5 protein-coding genes are annotated in these 20,689 nt (G+C 67.9%); 4 read left to right on the forward strand and 1 reads right to left on the reverse strand.

The window, feature by feature from the left end:
• Window positions 1-107: 107 nt before the first annotated feature.
• From AS97_RS35615 to AS97_RS35630, 4 genes are read left to right on the forward strand one after another with little or no spacing between them, the layout of a single operon-like run.
• A complete protein-coding gene (locus AS97_RS35615; protein WP_210566336.1) occupies window positions 108-3,284 on the forward strand; it encodes a DEAD/DEAH box helicase in 3,177 nt (1,058 codons plus the stop codon).
• The gene (locus AS97_RS35620) at window positions 3,281-8,752 is read left to right on the forward strand and encodes a hypothetical protein (RefSeq protein WP_210566337.1); all 5,472 of its coding nucleotides are present in this window, start codon (window positions 3,281-3,283) and stop codon (window positions 8,750-8,752) included. The genes AS97_RS35615 and AS97_RS35620 overlap by 4 nt, the downstream gene beginning before the upstream one ends.
• The gene (locus AS97_RS35625) at window positions 8,749-15,456 is read left to right on the forward strand and encodes a DEAD/DEAH box helicase (RefSeq protein ID WP_210566338.1); all 6,708 of its coding nucleotides are present in this window, start codon (window positions 8,749-8,751) and stop codon (window positions 15,454-15,456) included. Before AS97_RS35620 ends, AS97_RS35625 begins: the two co-directional genes overlap by 4 nt.
• Complete coding sequence (locus AS97_RS35630) at window positions 15,453-17,762, forward strand: UvrD-helicase domain-containing protein (protein ID WP_210566339.1); 2,310 nt, start codon at window positions 15,453-15,455, stop codon at window positions 17,760-17,762. Before AS97_RS35625 ends, AS97_RS35630 begins: the two co-directional genes overlap by 4 nt.
• A 305-nt stretch (window positions 17,763-18,067) precedes the next feature.
• On the opposite strand, the gene AS97_RS35635 is transcribed toward AS97_RS35630, so the two are convergent.
• The gene (locus tag AS97_RS35635; RefSeq protein WP_210566340.1) at window positions 18,068-20,644 is read right to left on the reverse strand and encodes a DUF262 domain-containing protein; all 2,577 of its coding nucleotides are present in this window, start codon (window positions 20,642-20,644) and stop codon (window positions 18,068-18,070) included.
• Window positions 20,645-20,689 lie beyond the last annotated feature (45 nt).

Genomic DNA, 20,689 nt, shown 5'->3' on the forward strand with positions numbered 1-20,689 from the left:
CATGCGTCGGCGAGGCCGGTCCCGGGGCGGCGCAAAGAGCGAGGGTCGCCCGCCCCGCAACGAGCACATTGCACGTTACGAGCACACAGCCCACAGAGGAGCACCACGTGACCACGGCGATGCAGCCCGAGGTTCCTGAGGCGCGCGACGCGGATGCGGCACAGTCGGCGTTCCCGGCCGGATCCAGGCCGGCCTTCGCCCCCGGCTCCCAGGTGCGCATCCGCGACGAGCAGTGGCTCGTGAAGTCAGTCGCGGAGTCCCGCGACGGGCTCATGGTCGAGGCCAGCGGGGTGTCCTCGTTCGTCCGTGGCACGGACGCGGTGTTCTACTCCGGGTTAGACCAGATCGAGGTCCTCGATCCGCGCAAGACCCGGCTCGTGCCCGACGACACCTCCAAGCACGCCAAGGCCCGCCTCTACCTGGAGGCGGTCATCCGCAAGACCGCACTGCCGCAGACCGAGCACGGCATCGCGCTCGCTGACTCCTTCCTCATGGACCGGCAGGAGCATCAGTTGCGCCCCGCTGAGCTGGCGCTGTCCATGCGCAACCCGCAACCCCGGCTGCTGATAGCCGACGTGGTCGGTCTGGGCAAGACGCTGGAGATCGGCATCACACTCTCGGAGCTGATCCGGCGGGGCCGCGGCGAGCGCATCCTCGTGGTCACGCCCGCGCATGTGCTGGAACAGTTCCAGCGGGAGCTGTGGACCCGCTTCTCCCTGCCGCTGGTGCGTCTGGACTCTACTGGCATCCAGCGCATTCAGCAGGAGATCCCGGCAGGCCGGAACCCGTTCGCCCACTTCAAGCGTGTCATCGTCTCCGTCGACACCCTCAAATCGGCGACGTACGCCCACCACCTGGAGAACATCACCTGGGACGCGGTGGTCATCGACGAGTCGCACAACCTGGTGAACAAGGGCACCCGTAACAACCGTCTCGCTCTCCGCCTCGCCGAGCAGACCGATGCGCTGATCCTGGCCTCCGCCACTCCGCACAACGGCGACGTCGAATCCTTCGCCGAGCTGATCCGGATGCTCGATCCGGCGGCGATCGCCGACCCCAAGAACTACAAGGTCGCCGACCTCGACCACCTCTATATCAGGCGTACCAAGACCGACCGCGAGGTGCGCGACGGCCTCAAGAACAAGCCTTGGGCCGAGCGCGGCGACTCCCTGCCGGTGCCCGCTCCGGCGACGCCGAAGGAGGTCGCCGTCCTGGAGAAGCTCGCGAACGACTGGACTCCGGGGGACCCCAACCGTTCGTCGGTATGCGCCGATCCGCTGATCGGCTACAACTTCCTGAAAGCGTTCCTCTCCTCCCACGTCGCCCTGCGCAATTCGCTGGCCAACCGCCGTGCCTACCTGGACAACCCGAAGAGCGTCACGGCGAAGGGCAAGCCCAAGGCCGCGCCGGACACCCCCGAGCGGCGCGCCGCTCTCGCCGCCGAGAGCAAGGCCCTCGCGGAGCTGGAGGCACTGGTCGCGAACCTAACCGACCAGGACTCCGCCAAGCTCGACGCACTCGTGCGCACGCTGAAAAACGACCTCGGCGTCGGCCCGCACTCCGAGCGCCGCGTAGTGATCTTCTCCGAGCGGGTCCACACCCTGGACTGGCTGGCCCAGGAGGTCCCGGCCCGGCTCGGCTTCAAGATGAAGAACCTGGCCAAGCCCGACAAGACGCGTCCCTGGAAAGCGTACGACGGCGCCGTCGAGGTCATGCACGGCGACACCACCAATGAGCAGCAACAGCGGGAGATCGTCGACCGCTTCGGCCGGCGCGAGGAGCCGGTACGGCTGCTGTTCACCGGTGACATCGCCTCCGAGGGCGTCAACCTGCACCACCAATGCCACGACCTCATCCACTACGACCTGCCCTGGTCCCTCATCCGCATCGAGCAGCGCAACGGACGTATCGACCGTTACGGGCAGGCGGTCAGCCCCGAGTTCCGCGCCCTCACCCTCACCGCCGACGTGCCCTGGCGGCGCGACGAGGAGAGCGGCGAGATGCTCACGCTCGACGACCGGCTCGTCGGCACCCGTCTGCTGCGCCGCGAGGCCCAGGCGCACGAGATCGAGACCGGCGAAGGTAGCGCCGAGGCCGTCACCGGTCTCTACAACGACAAGAAGGAAGAGGACCGCCTCACCCGCGACCTCATCAAGGGCGGCACCGTCGAGCGTTCCATCAAGCAGTCCCAGCAGGAGTCCGGCGGGGTGCTCGCGGGGCTCCTCGCCGGCGCCAACGCCCGGCTCGCCGACCTGACGGCAGCTCCGGCCACACTAGGCAAGGCCCCGGTGCCCGAGGCGGACGTACCGCGTGTGTTCGCACACACCAAGGCGTATTTCCAGGCCGCGGTGGACCTCATCTACCCGCAGGCGGAGCGCGAGGCCCTCGACTGGAAGCCCGAGACGGCCAACGGCCGCATCGAGTTCACTCCGCCCGACGACTTGCAGTACCGCTTCCGGGAGCTGCCGAAGTCGTACCTGGAGCAGGAGAAGATCCTCACGACACCCAGGTACGACGGCACGCTGCGCATCACCTTCGACAAGCAGTACGCCGCCGACCGCCTGGAATCTGCCCGCAACGCCAAGCAGGGCAAGACCGACCAGCCCACCTCCCAGTGGCCCAACGTCTCCTACGTCTCCGACATCCATCCCGTGCTCGACTGGGTGACGGACAAGGTCCTCGCCAAGCTCCGGTACGACGAGGCGTTCGTCCTCGCCTATCGACCAGACGCCGACAAGGCCAAACGGATCGATGCCGCCCTGCCCGTGGCCCTCACCGGCCCGGTCTACCTCCTCCAGGGCGTCTACTCCAACGCGGCGGGCAAGCCGACGGTCGTGGAGTGGATAGCCGTCACCGGCCTCGCCGAGGCCGCTCCTCGCGTATGGCGCATGGACTCGGCGTTCCTCGCCGCCTGCGGCGTGGGCCCCGACATGCCCGGCCGCGCCCAGCCGGTCGACCCCGATCTCCTCCAGACACTCGTCCCCGCGGCGGTCGATGCCGCCGAGACCTACCTGCACGAGCGGCGCGCCGACTACGACAAGCAGGTCGACGCGTACCTGGCCCCGTACGAGGACCGGGTGCAGGTCTGGGAACAGGGCGCCCTGATCGCCGTCGGCAACCAGTGGCAGCGCCGCAAGGAGGTGTACGACACCGCAGCCCGCCGCCGGGACCTCGTACGCCGCCTGCGGACCGACGGTGACCCGATGCTGCGAGTCCTCTGCGTCCTCGAACCCCTCCACCCCACCACCGTGTCCGCCGCGCACACCGAGGAGTCCGCACGATGAGCTACACCTATGACTCCTTCGCCAACCGCGGCGAGTACCTCTCCGCCCACTACTTCAGCGAAGAGCTGGAGAACACCCTCAAGAAGAGCAAGGGGGGCGACGAGGGCCTGTTCACTCTGTGGACCAGCCGCGAGACCGATTCCCACGACCCGCAGCCCACCCCGCGTGAACTCCTGCCCCGGCTCCGGGGCGATTACCTCGCCGCCGTGCGCCCTTTCCTGGCCTCCCGTGCTCAGCGAGAGGAACTCGGCGGCACCTACGACGACCTGACCGGCGAGTGGGCCGAGCACCTCACCACCTGGCACACCGCCGTCCTCATAGCCCTCGGCTACGGCGGTGATCGGCCTGAGCCGATCACCGTGCACAACGCGGGCAGGGAGTACGAACTGCAAGCCGCCTGGCATGGAGATGGCATCGTCGCCCTCGATTGCGGCTGGACCGCCACCCTCGACGGTGCCTTGGACCCCGACGCGGCCGGACGGCTCCTTCACCCCCTCAAGACTGCCGACGGTCTCCTCGAAGTCGGCGAGAAGCTGGCGGGCTGGCTCTTCCAGGGCGAACTGCACGAGCCCGGCGGCGACGCCCCCCGCTTCGTCCTGCTGCTGTGCGGCGGCGTGCTCGTCCTCGCAGACCGCAACGCCTGGGCCGAAGGCCGCTACCTCGCTGCCAACTTAGACGCGGCCCTTGCCCGCAACGACACGGCGAAAGCCGGCGAACTCGCCCTTCTTGCCGCCCTCTTCTCCCACGACATGCTGGCGCCCCGCCCGGACGGCAAGGGTCGACGCATCGACGACCTATTGAAGGCGTCCCGTGACAACGCCGTCGGCGTCAACTCCGAGCTGCGCAAGGGGCTCCAGCACTCGGTCGAGATCATCGCGAACGAGGTGCTGGCCCGTCTGCGCGAGGTGGAGGTCGAGCCGCGGGAGATCGAGGACCTCAAGCAGGGCCCGTTCGCCAAGCAGCTCACCCGCGAATCCCTGCGCTACCTCTACCGCATCCTCTTCCTCCTGTACGCGGAGGCCCGCCCCGAGCTAGGCATCCTGCCCGCCGACGACTCGACCTACCAGACCGGATACTCGATCGCCCGGCTGCGCGAACTGGTGGCGCGCGAACGAAAGCTGGTCGACGAGGACAGCCGAGGGGGCTTCCATCTGTACGCCTCCCTCGACGTCCTCTTCAACAAGGTCAACTACGGCCACCGCCCGCACGGCACCGAACCGGACGACCACAAGCCCGCCGACGAGCGCAGCGAACGGCGTGGCCTGCGCTTCGAGCCTCTCCGCAGCGAGCTGTTCGACCCGAAGGCGATCACCCTCATCGGTAGTCGCGTCTTGGACCCTCGATGGGACGAGGACGGGGACGAGCCTCCGCGCTGGCTGGACCTGCGGCTGCGCAACGAGGCGTTGCACCAGGTGCTGCGTCTGCTCACCATGAAGGAGGCCGGGCAGAAGGGCCGACAGGGCGGCTTCATCTCCTACCGCAACCTCGGCATCAACCAGCTCGGCGCCGTCTACGAGGGGCTGATTTCCTACACCGGCATCATCGCCGATGAAGAACTCGCTGAGGTCGCCAAACCCGGCGCGAAGCAGGGCGACAAGCAGCACGGCGACCCCGAGAAGGGCTCCTGGCTCATACCCGCCGACCGGCTGAGCGAGTACAGGGAGAACATGCACGTCGTGTACTCGGCTCAGGACGCCGAACAGTACGGCTTGCGCGGCCCGAAGAAGTACCCCGGGGGTACGTTCGTGTACCGCCTGGCGGGGCGGGACAGGGAGACATCGGCGTCGTACTACACGCCGGAGTCGCTCACCAAGGTGACGGTCGAGCTGGCGCTCAAGCACCGCATCACCGACGAGACGCGGGCGAGCGAGCTGCTGCGCTACACGATTTGCGAACCGGCCCTGGGGTCGGGTGCGTTCCTCAACGAAGCGATCAACCAGGTCGCGGAGGAGTACCTCAAGCGCCGCCAGGCAGAACTCGGCGTCACCCTGGATACGTCAAAGACGCTCGATGCCAAGCAGAAGGTGAAGGCGTACATCGCCCTCCACAACGCGTACGGGATCGACCTCAACGCGACGGGCGTGGAGCTGGCGGAGGTGTCACTGTGGCTCAACACCATGCACCCCGGCATGCGGGCGCCGTGGTTCGGGCTGCATCTCCGACGGGGCAACTCCCTAATCGGGGCGCGCCGTTCGGTGTACGAGGCCCAGCGCATCAAGAAGGAGCGGACCATCGGCGCACAGACGCCGACGAAGCTGCCATTCCGGGAGAAGGGGAACGGCGCGGAGCAGCCGCTGCCGGACGGCGCCGTGCACCAGTTCCTGCTGCCGACGCCCGGCTGGGGTGCGGTTGCGGGGGCGAGCGGTGATGCCAAGAGGCTTGCCGAGCAGCTTGGCGGGCCGCAGGTTGAGCAGCTGAAGGCATGGAAGAACAGCATCAAGACCAAACCCAAGGCGACCGGCGGCAAGAGAAGCCAGTTGGCCCGACTTCAGGCTGCGGCCAGGAGAGTTGAGTTCCTGTGGCAGCTCGTCGCCAAGCGCATGGAGCTGAGCGAGCGCGAGATCGCTCGTACCATCGACGTGTGGGGCACGGGCCGGGACGAGGACACGGAAGAGTACGCCTTCCTGCGCCGTGACAAGGAGAGCGCTGGGGACAACGACCTACCGCTGACCAAGGAACAGGTCTTCAAAGACCTCTTCGAGGCGGAGGGCTCACCGTATTGGCGCCTCAAGCAGATCATGGACGCGTGGTGTGCGCTGTGGTTCTGGCCACTGGACAAGGTCGGGCTGCTGGATGGCACGGACGCCGAGTACGAGACTGCGCCGGTCGTGTCGATGGACGCTCTGCTGTCGGCAGGAGTCGTCGGTGAGGTCGGGACGACGTCACAGGAGGAGTGCGAACCCGAACCGCGTTTCGTCGAGAACGGGCTGCTGTTCGCCCTCGAAGGTGACCAGATGTCCTTCGGCGACGACTCAAGCGACGACGGCCTTGTCGAGAAGCAGGAGATCGAGAAGAAACGAGTGACGGAGGTCGGGGCGAAGAAGCGCGGGGGACCGACCCAGCGCCGCGACATCGTCCCGCTGGCCGACCTCGATGACTGGCTCGACTTTCTCGAGTCCATGCTCGGCACCAAGGACGTGAAGCAGGGAACCATCGTGTCGTCTGTCGAGTCGCTTGAGAAGCTGAAGGATCTCGAGGACCTGATCCAGACTCAGCCCGAAATGGACATGGACGATGCCCGAAAGGCGGTCGAGAGCCGCTATCCGTGGATGCGTGCCGTGCGCGACATCGCGAAGGAGCAGGGCTTTCTGCACTGGGAGTTGGACTTCGCGGGCGTGTTCGCCAGTGAGGCGGGGGGCTTCGACCTTCAGGTGGGGAATCCACCGTGGGTGCGGCCGCGCTGGAACGAGTCCCTGGTGCTGGCGGAACGCGAGCCGTGGTTCGAGCTGGAAGAGCGTGTCTCCACGTCGGTGAAGGCGGAGCGCCGGGATGACCTCCTGAAGACACCGGCCGCGGCGACCTATGTGCTGGGAGAGATCACGGACAACGCCGGACAGGTCGCGTTCTACGGGGCTCCGCAGGCATATCCGTTATTGGAAGGGACCCAGCCCGATCTGTACCGAGCCTTCATGTGCCAGGTGTGGGACCACGCGTCTGTGCAAGGCACGACCGGATTCCTGCACTCGGACACACACTTCACCGGCGACAAGGAGGGTGCGCTGCGAGGTGCGGCGTATCGGCGACTTCGGATTCACGGGGACTTCGTGAACTCCGGTCAACGCTTCTTCCCTCGCCCCGTGGGCGACACCACGCACTTCGGTGTGCATGTCTACGGTCGCCCTCAGGAGATCGACTTCAGCCACCTCTCCTGGCTGGTCTCGGCCGATGCCTTGCGCTTGTCGGCGAACCATGACGGTTCGGGAGAGGCCCCGGGAATCCGCTATCGGAACGGGGAGTTCGACGAGCGCCCTCACCGGACGCGCGTCGTGCACGTCAATGGGGAGCTGCTCACGGTCTGGAGGCGGCTGTTCGGTGACGCGGGCCCGGTGGAGGAGACACGCCTGCTGTTTCCCGTGAGCACGGCCGAGACGTCCGCTATTGAGGCCCTGGCGAACTATCCACTGCGTCTGGCGGATTTCAAGCCGCAGATCACGCCCGGCTATCACGAGAGCGGTGCCAAGAAGGATCGCCTGATTGACTACAACCGGCCGGACCCGAAGACGGGCGAGCCGTACGAACCCGACCGGTGGCGCCACGTGATCCTCAAGGGCACGCAAATCAGTGTCGCCACACCGGTGTTCAAGCGGCATGACGCCAACTCCAACGCTCCCTTCGGCGCCGACCTGGTCTCGCTGCCTTCGGACTTCGTACCGGACACGGAGTACGTGAGGGTGCCAGGCCGTGCGCAGGAGTACCTCAAGGCTCAGGATCGCTGGATCGACCACCAGGCGCTCGAACGCCTTCGCGTGAACGACAAGGCGGTGGCCCGTGCGCGCGCTCAGGTGGCCGAGGCCACCGGAGCGGCTCCCGGCGACGCCGATACCGAGCAGGTCGACGCGCTGCTTCTTGCTCGGGCGCGACGGCGGTACGCGGCCTTCTATCGGCTTGCATGGCGAAAGATGATTGCCCCGAACACAGAACGGGCGCTCTATAGCGCGTTGGTGCCCCCAGGGGTTACACACATCGATGGTGTGCGTACTGGAATGGCGGCTGGCATTCGCTCCACCTGTCTTGTGGCTGGGTTCTGGAGTGCACTGTCAACCGACTACATGACGCGGATTATTGGGATCAGTAACTTTGACGTCACCCAAGCGCAACGCTTCCCCGCCCCAGCGCCAAACCACCCCCTTGCCCCCGCCCTCCTCCTTCGCACCCTCCGCCTCAACTGCCTCACCACCGCCTACGCCGATCTCTGGCAGGACCTCTACGACCCAACCTGGTCGGCGTACGAACCCTGGGCCCTCACCTGGCCAGGCATGAATACGGAACTCCACTCCGTAACCCCGACCTGGCAGCGCGACACCCCCCTCCGTACCGAGTACGCCCGTCGCGCCGCACTCGTCGAGATCGACGCTTTGGTCGCAGTCTGGCTCGGCATGGATGCGGATGCCCTGATCGCCGCATACAAGGGGCGATTCCCCGTGCTCCAGAAGTATGAGGCGGCAAGTTGGTTCGACGCCGAGGGGCGGAAACTGGCGAGCAATGCCCGAACCATCGGTCAGCGTCAGACCAAGGAGACCTGGACTCAGTTCGAGGCCTACCGCGAAGCGGTCGGTGAGCCGTCTCCCGAAGGTGTGCTCCCCGCCGACCCCAACGCCACACCTCCCGACGGCTACACCGCCCCCTTCTGCAAGGCCAACCGCGAGCGCGAAATGCGTGAAGCTCACGTCTACTTCAAGAAGCGCCTCGACGAGGCCGTAGCGAAGGGTCTGTGGGACCCGGACAAGATGGAGGTCCCGAACCCGTGAGGCCGACCCTCGAAGCACAGGGACTCAAGGAGAGCCTGCTCCAGTACCTGTCCACGACGTACGGCCTCGCGGACGAGGGCGCCCGCAAGGCGCTGCACTCCTTCCTCGGGGACGAGACAACAGGCATGTTCCGCGGACCGTACCTGCGGCTGCGCACGCCTTTCACCCCGGCCGACGACGGCTGGCAGCAGCACCTGGACTGGATGCGTACCGACGGCTGGACGCCGTACGCGCACCAGGCCCGCGCCTTCGCGCGGCTGACCTCGAAGGACGGCCACGCACCTCAGCCCACCCTCGTCACCACGGGCACGGGTTCCGGCAAGACGGAGTCGTTCCTCTACCCCGTACTCGATCACTGCGCCCGCGAGCGCGCGGCCGGGAACAACGGTGTCAAGGCGGTCTTCCTCTACCCGATGAACGCCCTGGCCACCGACCAGGCGGCCCGCATCAACGGATTACTCACCGACTACGAGGAACTGAGCGGCGTACGCGCCGGCCTGTATATCGGGGACAAGGCGGCGACGCACTACGACCGGGTCTACACCCGCCGCCAAGACATGCAGCTGACGCCACCGGACATCTTGATCACCAACTACAAGATGCTCGACCTGCTCCTCCAACGGGCCTCCGACGCACCGCTGTGGGACGGCAGTGACATCCGGTACGTAGCCGTCGACGAGTTCCATACGTACGACGGCGCGCAGGGCACCGACGTGGCCATGCTGCTGCGCCGCCTCGCCATCGCCGTCGACGCCAACCGGCCCGGCAAGCCGCTCGGCACCATCACTCCCGTCGCCACCTCCGCGACCCTCGCCTCCAACACGGACGCCGAAGGAGTACTCCAACTGCTCTCCGTGGCCACCAATGTCTTCGGCACCGAGTTCACCGAGGACGCGATCGTCGGCGAGGACCGGCTGACCGTAGACGAGTTCATGCTCGACGAGTCGATCCCGGACGCAAAATTCCTTCCCGGCCAGGCCACACCTCCCGAGACGCTGACCGCTTTACCGGACCCGGCCTCCGGTCCCGAAGCGCTCGCGGACCTCGCCGAGGCCGTCACCGGAAGCCGTACCACCAATCCCGTCGCCCTCGGTGACGCGCTCAAGCGTAATCGTCTGACGTATGCGGTCCTGAACGCCTTCGACGGCACCGTGCGCACCTACGACGAGGTGCTCGACGTGATGCGCCGTAGTGGGGCGAAGAGCTGGGACAAGGCGATCACGACGCGGCCGCAGATCGCCGCGCTGGCCCTCGCCCGCTTCGTCGCGCTGCTGTCCGTGGCGCGCGATCCGGAGGCGCCGGCCGCGATCAGTCGCCCTCTCGTCCAGGTCGAGGTGCACCAGTGGGCGCGGTCCGTCACGCGCATACTGCGTGGTGTGCTGCCCTGGCCGAAGGCCGAGTTCGCCTGGGACACGGCCGGGGCGCAGAGCCAGCTGCATACGACGCCGAACACCACCACCTCCCGTGACGCCAAGGTCTTTCTGCCCGCGGTGTACTGCCGTGAGTGCGGGCGCTCCGGCTGGTCGGTCCTCGCCCCCGAGTCGGACCTGGAGGAGCTGAACTTCGAGGCCCACAAGATTCGCCGGGCCACCGTCACCGCCGACAAGGCCAAGGTGCGGACCCTGGTGGCGGCCACCGACAACGAGGCGCGCGAGGGCAACGGCCGTACCGCGATGGACCCGGCGGCGCAGAAGTCGCTGACCACCGGTGGCGCGGGTGTGCTCATGGTGCTCGACGGTCTTTCCCGTCGTCTGCGACTGCCCGACCCCCAGGGCGACTACGACGACGAGGGGGACCCGCAGCCCTCCGGCCCGGATTCGGTGTTCGTCCTCGTCCAGCTCGGCGACACCGCGGAACGCGCTGCCAAGGACGACTGGTGCCCGGCCTGCGGTACCCGCAACGCGATCCGCTTCCTCGGTACGGGCGCCGCCGCGCTCGCTGCCGCGTCCGTCACCCAGCTGTTCACCGGCGGGGAGATGGACAAGGAGCAGCGGGAGACGAAGACGCTAATGTTCAACGACTCGGTGCAGGACGCAGCGCACCGGGCCGGTTTCGTCGCCTCCCGCTCGTACACCTTCTCTCTGAGGGCCCTGTTCACCAAGCACCTGAGCGAGCAGCGGCCCAGCGCCCTTAATGACCTCGTCGCCGACGTTGTCGCGGCCACCACGGACCGTGAGACCCTCGCCGCCGTCGTGCCGCCGGATCTGCATGACGACACGGGCGTGGCGCGTCTGCTGTCGGGCAAGGGGCGCGGCGGGGACAAGAAGACCTGGGACCTGATCGGCGAACGGTTCGCGTTCGAGGCCGTCATGGAGTTCGGCCACCGCTCCCGCAACGGCCGCACCCTCGAGCTGACCCGAACCGCGGCCTCCTGGGTGGACATCCGCGACGAGCGGGAGGCCGTGGCACTCGTGCGCGCCGCCCATGAGGAGTCCACTCACCGCGGGCTGACGCTCACAGAACACGACGATGTCCGCTATCTGGCGTTCTTGCGTGGTCTGTTGGAGCGGCTTCGTTTGCGGGGCGCGGTCGGGCACCGGTGGCTGGAGAAGTTTCTCGACGAGGCGGGCACCAGCCGCTACTTCATCTGGGGCGGCCGCCAGCGCGGCATGAAGGCCTTCCCCAAGGGGGTCTCCGCACCGACCTTCCTGCTCGCGCGCCCCAAGCAGGGAAGCGAGTTCGACTTCGCGGCCGGGCGCTTGTCCTGGTACCAGATCTGGGCGCAGCGCTGCCTGGACGTGACCCGTGAGCAGGCCGACGAGTTCTGGGTGCGGCTGCTGCCCCGGCTCACCGACGCCGGGCTGCTCTCAGCCCGGACCCCGCGCGACACAGCCGCCCGACTCTACGGCCTTCAACCGGGCGCGGTCCGCGTGCAGTTAGTGCCCGATACTCAGGTCAATAAGGCGTATGTGCGTTGCCCGAAGTGCTTCTGGGAGCAGACTGTCCACCCCTCGCTGCTGGGGCAGTATCACGGGCAGCCGTGCCAGGCGTACCGCTGCGCGTCCGGACGGCTGGTCGCAGGTGACCGGTGGCTGGAGACCGTCGATCGGCACGACCGGGACCGCGACTACCGCGACGACTACTACCGCAGCCTGTACCGGCGAGCCGGCACTTATCAGGTCATCACCGCCGAGCACACCGGTCTGCTCTCCCGCGCCAAGCGCGAACGCGTCGAGGACGCTTTCCGTAACGGCAACGGGTTCAACGATCCCAACGTGCTGTCCTGCACGCCCACTCTGGAGATGGGCATCGACATCGGCGACCTGTCCGCCGTGGTCCTTGGTGCCCTGCCGCGCCGTCCGGCCAACTACGCCCAGCAGGCGGGTCGAGCCGGGCGGCGTACGGGGAACGCCTTCCTGCTGACCATCCCCGATCGCTCCCGTCGTGACCTGTACTTCCTCGACCGGCCAACTGACATGATCGATGGTCGGATCGTGCCGCCGGGTTCGTATCTGTCGGCCATCGAGATCCTGCGTCGCCAGTACACCGCTCACCTCCTCGATCTCGCGGCGCGTGGCCGGCTGCTGCGCGAGGACGGCAAGCCGCTGGCGGCACTGTCGCGCCGGGTCGACGAACTCTTCGGTCCGTCCGGCTACCTCGCCGACTTCACCGAGGCTGCCCTGGCCCACGGCGATGAGCTCGTCGCGGGCTTCCTCGCGCTCTTCCCGACCGGGGTGAGCGACACCGCCCAGGAGGAACTGAAGAAGTACGCGGCACGCGGCATCCGCAGTGCGATCGAGAAGGCCGAGCGGGAGTGGGAGCGCGAGAACCAGAAGTTGCGCACCCGTATCCGTACGATCCGCTCCGCGATCGACGAGCTCAAGGAAGGCGACGACGAACAGGCGGGTACGAAGGCGGAGCTGGAGGCCGAGCTGGGCGCCATCTCCAAGCAGGGTGCCGCGCGTCAGCGTCAGCCGGCCCAGACCGTGCTGTGCGACCTCGGCCTGCTGCCCAATTACGCCCTCATCGACGCCACGACCACCCTCGACGCCACCGTCTTCTGGCCCGAGGGCACCACGGACGAGGGACGCGACCGCTACAAGTCGAAGTCGTTCTCCTATGGGCGGCCTCGCGGCTTCGCCCTGTCCGAACTCGCCCCCGGCAATACGTTCTATGCCGAGGGCTACAAGCACCGGATCACCGGCATCGACATCGTCACCGGCCGGGACCAGGACTGGCGCCACTGGCGCTTCTGCCCTTCGTGCGGCTACGTTCGCACCGAGAATGCCGAGAACGACATCACGCCCTGCCCACGCTGCGGGGAGGCGGGCATCGCCGACTCCGGCAGCCTGCGGCAGATCGTCCAGCCCAGTGTCGTCACTGCCCGCGACAAACGCGAGGACGCCAGGATCGGCGACGAGAGCGACGACCGCGAGCGCCGCTTCTACACCGTCGTCGACATGGTCGACATCGACCCCGATCACTTCGTCAGGGGCAAGTCGTGGCGGCACACCAAAGAGATCTTCGGCGTCGACTACACCCGCCGCGCCGTCATCCGTCGTATCAACGCCGGGCCGCTCAGCATCGGCGCCCAGGAGAGTGATCAGCTCGCCGGGCACCCTGTACGCATCGCCCCCTTCCATGTGTGCACCGCCTGTGGGGCCGCGAGCGCTGACGGCCGGCCGGTCTTCGACGACGACCGCGACGCCGTCGACAACTCCGCCAACCGCCAGCGAGAACTCAAGCACCACACCCCCTGGTGCCCGCTGCGGCGCGGCAAGAAGGGCATACCCCAAGAACCCGTCCTGCTGGCCCACGAGCTGGAGACCGAAGCGCTCCGTATCTTGTTGCCCGCCGCGACAGTCCTCGTCGAGGAGAAGGTCCACTCCTTCCAGGCGGCCCTGCGCCTGGGCGTGGACGACGCCTTCGGCGGCGACCCGCAGCACCTCGCCACCACCCTCGCCACCATGCCGGACCGCGACACCGCGGAGAAGCGGCACTTCCTGGTCCTGTACGACCGTCTCCCGCACGGCACCGGCTACCTCGACCGGCTCACCGCCCCCGCAGCCTTCCGGCAGGTGCTCGACGGCGCGCGTCGGCTGCTCGTGGAGTGCCCCTGCGACGGAGAGGGCGGGCAAGCCTGCCACCGCTGCCTGTACCGCTACGCCGACGAACAGAACATAGAGCGTGTCTCCCGCCAGGCCGCCTTGGAGATCCTCGACGAACTCCTGGGCACCGACACCGATGCCTGGGACACCAAGCAGGTCGGCAACACCGACCAGATCGGCCTCGACGGACAGGTCGAATCCGACCTCGAGGCACGCTTCCTCAAGGCACTGCGCGGGTGGGCCGGACAGCGCGGCGACGCCGTCCTGGAAGAGAGCGGCGACAACAGCGCCTACCTGCGTCTCGACGAGGTCGGCACCGTGCACGGTTGGCGTCTGACCGCTCAGCGCAACGAGGGTTTCACCCGCACCGACTTCACCTTCGAACGTGTGGACGGGCCCAAGCAGAAGATCACCGTCTACCTCGACGGACACCGCTTCCACGCCACCCGCCGTCACAACCGGCTCGCCGACGATGCCGACAAGCGTAACCGGCTCCGGGCCGAAGGACGCGTCGTCTTCCAACTCACCTGGGATGACCTCGACGCCTTCGAGCGGCAGACGAACACCGCGGAGTCCTCCGCGGGAAGGGAGGCGGCTGAGCCGGTGTGGCCGCCCTATCCGCGCAGTGCCCAGGACGTCGCCAAGCAGCTCTACGCCGACGGTGGTGGCGACGATCTCGCCGCCACCGCCTTCACCGACCCGATGACGATGCTCCTCTCTTACCTGCGCAGTCCGGACGACGCGGCCTGGGGCAGGCGGTCATCGGCTGTGGTCGGCGGACTTCTCGGGACCGACAAGGAGATCCTCGTCGGCAACGGCACCCCCGACCAGACCCGCCAGATGCTCAACCGACTCCTGGACGCCTGGGGCCACACCGACGGCATCGACCCGGCCCCTGTCCAGGGCACGGGCACGCTCAACCTGTTCCAGACCTGCGACCAGTCTGGTCTCCCCGTTGCCTTCCTCGTCGACGGAGCCACCGGCCACTGGTCCGCCCTGGCCTGCCTCGACGACACCGCGCCTGACCAGCTCGGCACGCCCGAACACAAGGCACGCTGGCGCTCCTGGCTCCAGTGGTCCAACATTCTGCAGTTCCTCGCCCACGACGGCGGCGACGGCATTCAGCTGACCACTGCCACCGCAGCAGGGTTCGAGATCTCGGTTCTCCAGGCCTTCGGCGGCCTCGGCGAACTCGAGTCCCTCATCGCGCGGTACGGCACCGGCACGCCCGCAGCGCAGCCCACGCCCATGGAGGCGTTCAATGACACGCCTCTCGAAGCGGCGCTGCGGGATCTGCTGTGGGACCGGGAGATCCTCGAATACCTCGACGAGGACGAACCCGACTCCCCCCTCACCCGCCTCGCGCACGCCTTGGCCGACGGTGGAAAGGAAGCCCCCGATTACGGCTACGAACTCGGCGAACGCCGCTGGCTCGCCGACTTCGCGTGGGACCACGGCGACCAGCGGATCGCCGTCATGGCCGAGCCGTACGACCAGGCGGACGAGGAGAGCGACAAGACCTGGCGCGCCTACCAGGACGCTGGATTCACCGTTCGCTCGGCCGACGACTGGCTCGCCGATCTCGAAGCCCTGCTGACCGCGCTCCCCGACGCCACCGCCCGCTCCGACTCCGAAGAACAGAGTGCCGCACAATGACCGCACGCCTCAGCCTCTACCAGAAGGCCGAAAACGAGCTCTACAAGATGGACTCGTCGGTCAAGACGAAGTTCTACGACTTCTGTCACCAGTTCCGCCTCGACCCCGATCACCCCAGCCTCGATCTCAAGCCCCTCAAGGGCGACAGCCGGATTTACCGCGCCAAGATCGACCGTTCGTACCGGGCACTTCTCGCCCGGGCGGGTGTCGGCGCCGATGGCATCCAGCAGTGGCTGATCGTCGCAGTCCGTCACCGCAAGGACGTCTACGAAGAACTCGCCGTCGCCATCAACCGGATCACCGGCGAGATCGAGTTCGTCGACCTCGGCGTCGTCGGCCAGAGCGTCCTCCAGCGCGCGGGGCTCCAACTCACCCCGGCCCCGGAAGAGCACGCCGCGCCGGCCGAGCCCGCGCCCGCACCCGTCATGGCGCGGCAACCGGCCGCGCCCGCCGAACCGCTCCTGGCCAGCTGCGCCCCCGAGGACCTGCGTCGGCTTGGTGTCGCCGACGCCCTCATCGATCTCGCCCTCACCGTTACGACGGACGAGGAACTCGACCAACTCATCGCCGGCGCTCCGCGCCTGACCGCCGAGGTCCTCACCGGCCTCGGCTCCGGCATGTCCGTCGACGAGGTCGAACGCGAAATCACCCAGCCTGCCTCCACTGAGCTCGAACCGGGCTTCGAAAACGACATGGCGGCGGCCCTCACCCGTACCGCGGTCACCACGGTCGACGACGACATCCGCAACGTCCTGGCCGAGGGCGACTTCCGCGCCTGGAAGGTCTACCTCCACCCCACCCAACGCAAGATCGTCGAGCGGAACTACAGCGGCCCCGCCCGTGTCAGCGGCGGCCCCGGCACTGGCAAGACCATCGTCGCCCTGCACCGCGTCGCCCGCCTCGCCGCCGCCCTGCCACCCGGCCACGGCAAGCCGATCCTGCTGACCACGTACACCAAGAACCTCACTGCCGATCTGCGCTCCAGGCTCACCTCGCTCATGGACCCCGCACTGCTCGGCCGTATCGACATCAAGCACATCGACCAGCTCGCCCAGAGCGTCCTCAATGAGAACACCGCTCCTGGCTCGCAGCGCAGCCTGATCGCCGACGACCGGGCCCTGGACGTACTGTGCGAAGTCCTCTTCGAACACGACGAGCAGCGCTGGGACGCCGAGTTCCTCTTCGACGAATGGGAACAGATCGTCCTCGGCCAGTCCCTCGCCACCCGTCAGGACTACTTCAAGGCCCGCCGCGCCGGCATGGGCCGCGCCCTCAACCGCCCCGAACGCGCGGCTATCTGGAAGCTGCTCGACCAGTTCACCTTGCGTCTCAACGGTCTGGGCCGGGAGACCTGGGCTCAGGCCGCCGAACGAGCGGCTCGCTACGAGATGGAGCGCGCCCGCAAGATCCAGTTCCGGGCCGAGCGCAAGGAGGACATCGGCGGCGGCGACCTGGCTAACCTCGACGACAACAGCTCCGCGATGCGCTACCTGCGTCATCGCTACCAGCACATCGTCGTCGACGAGGCCCAGGACCTCAGCCCCGCCCACTGGAAGATGCTGCGCGCCATGGTCGCGCCCGGCGCGGGCGACCTGTTCATCGCCAGTGACACTCACCAGCGAATCTACGACCGGCAGGTCACGCTTTCCACCGTCGGCATCAACATCCGCGGACGCTCCTCGAAGCTGACGCTCAGCTACCGGACCACCCAGGAGATCCTCGACCAGGCCGCCAAGGTCGTCCGCGGGGCCACCTATGACGACCTCGACGACGGCACCGACACCCTCGACGGCTACCACTCCCTGCTGCACGGCCCAGCCCCCGAGTACGTAGCCTGCGCCGACTGGACCGACGAGATCACCCAGCTCGCCGAGGCTCTTGAGCAGTGGCGCGCGGACATCACCCAGTCTGCCGAGGACGGCACCGTACGCGACCCCAGCGGCACGATGGCCGTCTGCGTCGCCGACGGCGAGATGGCCGGCCGCGTGGCCGCAGACCTGGAGATGAAGCACGGCATCACCACAGCCACCCTCACCAAAGACGGCCCACAGGGCGGCGGGGAGGTCCACATCGGCACGATGCACCGATTCAAGGGGCTCGAATACCAGAAGCTAGCGGTCATCGGCGCGAGCGACGGCGTTCTTCCGCGCACCGCCCTCATCGAGAAGTACGAGACGACCGACCCCAACCGCTACGAACGCGAACTCAAGAAGAGCCGCAACCAGCTCTTCGTCGCCACCACCCGAGCCCGCGACGCATTGCGCATCTCCTGGCACGGCAGGCCGAGCCCCTTCCTTCCCTTGTAGGCCGGGACGGACTCGTACGCGGGGCCACGCCGCGCCCCTTGCGCCTGTGCTCACTCCGGCGACCCTGCGTATCGGATCACGGACACCCGGGATGATCGCCTGCCTGGGCCCACGCCCGGTGTGGACGCGGGCCCGGGCGGGGGCTGCTTGCTCGATACCTCGATCGCCGAGGCATGGGGCTGCGATCCCCACCATTCGGGTGGCAAGACGGTCCGGGCCACATGCGCCCTGCGGGATGTATCAGGTGCGCCAACGGTACGTAGCCCAGAACAATCCCGCCTGGTTTCCCTTGTCCGGCCCGCTTCTCAGGACGTGCGCCCGCTCTCCCAGCGGTCCCGGAACCAGGTCAGGGTCTCGGTGAGCAGGTTGCGGTTGTGGTCCTTCTCCAGCAGGGACAGCCGGAAGCTGGGCCGGAGTTCCAGCTTGCCTTCCGGGATGTCGACGCCCTCCAGTTCGTTGAGGCGCCTGAGGAGCTCGGCTCGCAGGGCGCGGTCGGTGAAGGGCTCGCGCGCCGCGAGGTGCTGGAAGACGACCTCGGCCGTGCCGCCGCGCCCGCTGCCCGGGTACAGCGTCAGTGGCCAGATGCCGTGTCCGGGTCCGCCTGCCTCTCCGAGTACGAGGAATGCGCTGGTGGTGACGTGTCCCGCGCCGTAGCCGATCCAGCCGCCGAGCGCTTCCCAGGCCGGGAGGAGCGTGCGTACTGCCTCCACCGTTTCGGGGGAGTCGTCCGCAGTAAGCTGGCGGATGAACCGGTCGGCGCGTGTCTCCTCGCCCTGGCCGGCTGTCGCGGTGCCCTGTGTGGTGTCCTCGCCGCCCGTCTGGTCCTCGTCGGTTCCGGCGATCAGCAGGGCGAGATCGTCGGAGCTCAGGCGCTGTGCCGGGTCGGCGGCTCCGGAGATGGTGAAGCGGATGCCGTCGGCGGCCAGCCGGGCGCGGATGTCGCCGCCGGTGTCCTGGGGCGCCCAGCGGAAGCCGTCGGAGACCTTTCCGTCTGAGGTGAGCACCCGGTAGGCGTTGGCCACCCCGGGCGTGTTGGCCAGATGGGTGCCAACTGCCTGGGCGCCGGAGCCGAGGAACGCGGCGAGGTCGCCGTAGGACGTCCACGTGCCGTGCGGGAGCGCTGCGAGCACCTGATGGGCCAGATGCCAGTCCCGGCTGCGCTCGGCTCGGCCGACTCCTCGCAGTGGGGACGGCCACAGTCCGATCGCGCGCTCGGCGAGCTCGCCAGCGCGGGTCAGGATCTCCTTGGCTCCCCAGCGCTCGGTGGCGGCGATACGGCGGTTCATCTCCAGGTGGCTGCCCTGGAGCAGGCCCTGCTTGCGTTCGAAGGGGTGGTTGGACAGCTCCGAGTTGACCGCGGTGAGGGTCAGGTTCCCGAGGGTGTGCTGCAGGCGGGCGTGCAGGTCCTCCGCGCTCTCGGAGTCGGCGGCGTCCTCGCGCAGCATCTCCAGCCACTCGTCGCCGGGCGACTGCGGCATGACGTGCTCGATAGTGAGCTGGGCGGCGGCGAAGTCCACCGGTTCGGGGTGCTCGTAGCTCTCCTCCAGCCGCTCCAGGACCATCCTGCGCTGATTCCAGCGCCCGTACTGGTAGAAGGGGGCTGTGCGGGCCTTCTCGCGCAGTTCGTCGTCGTCGGGCCAGAAGCGGTTGTCCGCGGAGAGGAGCTGGTGCAGGCCCTGGTCGACCGGCACGTCGAGCGGGAGCTGACCGGGCATGGCCTGGAAGATCCGGTTGAGGTTGTTCGTCGGCACCCGGCAGATCATCCGGCGGACCAGGAAGCTCTCGATGTACGACATGGCGCGGGCCGTGGCGGGGGAGTCGAGTTCCCCTCGCTCGCGCCGGTCGAGCAGCAGCATCAGCGCGGGGTAGGTGACCTGGGCCTGCCAGGCGTCCAGGCGGCGCAGGTGGGCGCGGACCGATGGGTCAGGCTCCTCCTCGGGGTGGAGCATCCGGTGGAAGAGGGCACCGTGGCGGTGCAGTTCCTTGATGTACGCCTCGATCTCCGGCTCGCCCACCTCCCCGTGCTCGAATCGCTGCTGCTGGGCGGTGTACAGGTCCTGGCGGCGGACCCGGTCGTCCCCGTCGAGCACCAGCTGCAGCCACATCAGCTGTTCCAGCTCGTCGTTGCTCAGGCTGTCCTGTAGCGGCAGCCAGTAGGTCTCGTAGACGTGCTCACCACGGGTGGGCAGCCGCATGAAGAGGTAGTTGCGCAGCAGGTCCGCCTGGCTGAGCTTGAGTCCGGTGTTGTTGAGCGACTCGAAGATGCGGTGCACGTTGTCCCCGCGCTCGGCGGTCACCGCCACCAGCGTGAGCCGGGAGGTGATGGCCTGCTCGAGGCGGAACACGTCCTGCGGGGCCGCAGGATCGTCCGCTTCGACAAGCTTGCGGCGGAAGAAGCCGTAAGCCGCCGCGACGCCGCCGCCGGCGACCTGGTCCGTGACCGCACCGCGGATGTGCGCGGCGAACTGCGGCCGATCGGCCTGGGTCGGCAGCAATCGGAGGTGGTCGTTGCCGCTCTTGCGCTTGTTGATCAGGTATTCCTCGTCGATGCGCTCGGCCTCCTCCGGCTGGGCCTCGGCGATGTGGTCGCGGATCGCGGCGAGGGCGAGGGTGAGCGTGGTCAGCCGCTGCTGACCGTCGACGACGAGCCACCGGGGGAAGGTGGCCTCGTTCTGCGGTGACGGGGCGAGCACGACCGAACCAAGGAAGTGCGTGCTGGCTTTCCCTCCTGTTTCCAGCAGCTCGGCCTGTTCCAGGATGTCGCTCCATAGCTGCTTCAGATGCTTCTCCGTCCAGGAATACGTCCGCTGGTAGAGCGGCACCTGGAACTGCTGGGCGCGTCCCTGCACGAGGTCGGCTAACAGCGTCTCCTTGGCTTGCATAGTGGCCCCCACTGGTACTCGATGCGGTCGAAGAGTGCAGGGAAG

Origin of the sequence: Streptomyces sp. AgN23 (assembly GCF_001598115.1) — a bacterium.
Taxonomy (GTDB): Bacteria; Actinomycetota; Actinomycetes; order Streptomycetales; family Streptomycetaceae; genus Streptomyces; species Streptomyces antimycoticus.

Bases quoted from the DNA above. Each gene is read 5' to 3' on its own strand.
- AS97_RS35620 (WP_210566337.1), top strand. From the start codon at position 3,281: ATGAGCTACACCTATGACTCCTTCGCCAACCGCGGCGAGTACCTCTCC.
- AS97_RS35635 (WP_210566340.1), bottom strand. From the start codon at position 20,644: ATGCAAGCCAAGGAGACGCTGTTAGCCGACCTCGTGCAGGGACGCGCC.
- AS97_RS35630 (WP_210566339.1), top strand. From the start codon at position 15,453: ATGACCGCACGCCTCAGCCTCTACCAGAAGGCCGAAAACGAGCTCTAC.